Genomic DNA, 2,259 nt, shown 5'->3' with positions numbered 1-2,259 from the left:
TCTCTCACCCGCCAAAGTTGGCGTGTTCTCTAGGGGGGGTGGGGGGCTGGTGCTTCAAGCCGGAGCGGTCCAAGGCCGCATCCGGGGACTTGACCTGCTACATGGCTTCGCCGGATTGCTTGTTTTGCTTAGGCACTCGTGGCCTGCGCGATTCGGGGGCGGTGGGATTGTGGGTGTAGTGGTGTTCTTCAGGCTCAGCGGTTACATGATCACAGGTCTGCTCGTTGCGGATGGATTGGATCCGGTGTCGGCCGCAGGGAAGGGTTAGGTCGAGCACAAAAATATGGGTGCGAGATGAAGTCGTGTCTCCCGTGCAGTGCAGAACTCGGCGGGTGCAAGCATTTCTGAGGATCGGGCTCTAGGCAAGTTCGACTATCCACAGATCGCTGTCCCCCGTGATGAACAGCCGCTTCTCGTCCGCGTCGAACGTGCAGTTGCTCGCGACGTGCGGTGTCGGAATGACACCCAGACGCGCGCCCGTCTCGTCGACGATGACTATTCCGGCCTCGCTCGAGATCCACAGCCAGTCGCGGCTGTCGACGGCGAATCCATCCGGAATGCCGGCATCGACGCCGGCGAAGAAGAGTGGCGCGCCGAGCGTCTCGCCGTCCCACTCGCACGCGACGATGCGGGGCGTTCCGTCCGCGCGCGACTCGGCGACGTACAGCGTGCGCTCGTCGCGACTGAAGGCGAGGCCGTTCGGCTCGTCGAGATCGATCATCCGCCGCAGCGGTTCGCCCTCGCGCCAGCGATAGACGCTCGTGTGTTTCAGAGCGGGGTCGGCGGGGTAGCCTTCACGCGGGTCAGAGATGCCGTAGGTGGGGTCGGTGAACCAGATCGCACCATCCGAGGCCACCACGAGGTCGTTGGGCGAGTTGAGAGGCGCACCCTCGTACGAATCGACCAGCAGGGTGGTTCCTTCGTTGTCGGTGCGGCTGACGCCGCGGCGCCCGTGTTCGGCCTGGACGAGACGTCCGTAATCGTCGACGACGTTGCCGTTGGCGAAGTTCGAACGGTCGCGCACCGTGACAATGCTGCCGTCTTCCCGCCAGGCGAGCGTCCGGCGGCCGATCACGTCGCTGAAGATGAGCGCATGCTCCGCGGGCCACCAGGCGGGCCCCTCGGCCCAGGTGGCGTCGTCATACAGCGACAGCAGCCGCGACGAGGCGGGCAGAACGGCCGCCAACCGCTCATCCCACACCCGCGGCGGGTTCACGTCCACCTCATGAGGCTCGCGCGGCCCCTGCAGCACCTGTCCGTCGAGGGGGATTCGTGTCGCGTCCGAGGTCATGTCCCCAGTCAACGCGACGGCAGCCCGGAACGCGCGCGGGTTGACGCCTCAGCCGAAGGGGTGCGGTGTCGGGGCAGCCGGGGACGCCGCGAACGGGATCAGCACCTGCAGGCACGGCTCGTCACCGATGGTCCCCGACAGGTGTCCGGTCTTTCCGTCGATCTCGGCGGTATCCGTGTCCTGCCCGAAATGAATGTCGCCGGGCCCCATCTCCACCCGAGAGCCATCCTGCGTCTCGAGAAACCACTTCCCCCGCAGCGGAATGACCCATTGAGGATGCGGGGACGGATGCCACTGTCCCACCCACCCGACGGGGAGCGCGGCGAAGAGCACGGCCGATACCTCGCCGGGAAAGGGACGCATCCACTGCGGATCGGCGCCGCTGCCGACGCTCTGCAACCCGAACCCACGAAGAACGGACTCGTCGAGGCGACTCTTCCCGTCGAGCCCCGTCCACATGTGAACGAAGGGGAGTGAGGGTGGGGCGCTTTCGCTCCGGCCGTCATTGTCGAGCGGAGCGGTCGTGGTGGTGTCCATGCGCCGAGTCAACATCCGTGGCGGGGGAGGGACGGGCCGCTTGACGACGGCTTCGAAAAGAAGAAGCGCCGCCGACCGAGGTCGACGGCGCTTCTCGCGCGACGCTGAGCGTCAGGCGTTGTTGCTCTGGCGGTTGCGGCGAACCGTGGTGGCCACGGCAACGGTCGCACCGGCGAGGACGAGGGCGCCGCCGCCGACCCAGAAGCCGAGGAGCGAGTTGGCGTCCATACCGGTCGCGGGCAGGGCATTGCTGCCGCCGGCATTGGTGCCGCCGGTCGAGCCGGAGCCGCTGCCGGCGCCAACCGAGCCGTCGGCACGGGGGCCGGAGGCTGCGAGGGTGTAGGAGCCGACGCGGGGCTCGGGCAGGGTGACGACCGCGGTCGCTGAACCCGAGGCATCAGCCGTCTTGGTCACCGATGCCGAAGAGACGG

General features: G+C 67.3%; 3 protein-coding genes. All 3 read right to left on the bottom strand.

The features are described 5' to 3' along the window. Nucleotides 1-358: 358 nt before the first annotated feature. Nucleotides 359-1,291, bottom strand: coding sequence for an SMP-30/gluconolactonase/LRE family protein (locus tag DBR36_RS16385; protein ID WP_108320761.1), 933 nt, complete (start codon nucleotides 1,289-1,291; stop codon nucleotides 359-361). A 48-nt stretch (nucleotides 1,292-1,339) separates the two neighbouring features. Continuing rightward, the gene (locus tag DBR36_RS16380; protein WP_219927678.1) at nucleotides 1,340-1,828 is read right to left on the bottom strand and encodes a hypothetical protein; all 489 of its coding nucleotides are present in this window, start codon (nucleotides 1,826-1,828) and stop codon (nucleotides 1,340-1,342) included. Nucleotides 1,829-1,939: 111 nt separating this feature from the next. Next, nucleotides 1,940-2,259: LPXTG cell wall anchor domain-containing protein (locus DBR36_RS16375; RefSeq protein ID WP_146185410.1), on the bottom strand; the 320-nt coding region annotated here is incomplete at its 5' end.

Origin of the sequence: Microbacterium sp. HMWF026 (genome assembly GCF_003061325.1) — a bacterium.
GTDB lineage: Bacteria > Actinomycetota > Actinomycetes > Actinomycetales > Microbacteriaceae > Microbacterium > Microbacterium testaceum_E.
Note: the sequence above shows the minus strand (reverse complement) of the source record. Positions and strands in the feature narration are given on the sequence as shown.

Coding starts and splice junctions, on each gene's coding strand:
- DBR36_RS16385 (WP_108320761.1), bottom strand. CDS start 1,291: ATGACCTCGGACGCGACACGAATCCCCCTCGACGGACAGGTGCTGCAG.
- DBR36_RS16380 (WP_219927678.1), bottom strand. CDS start 1,828: ATGGACACCACCACGACCGCTCCGCTCGACAATGACGGCCGGAGCGAA.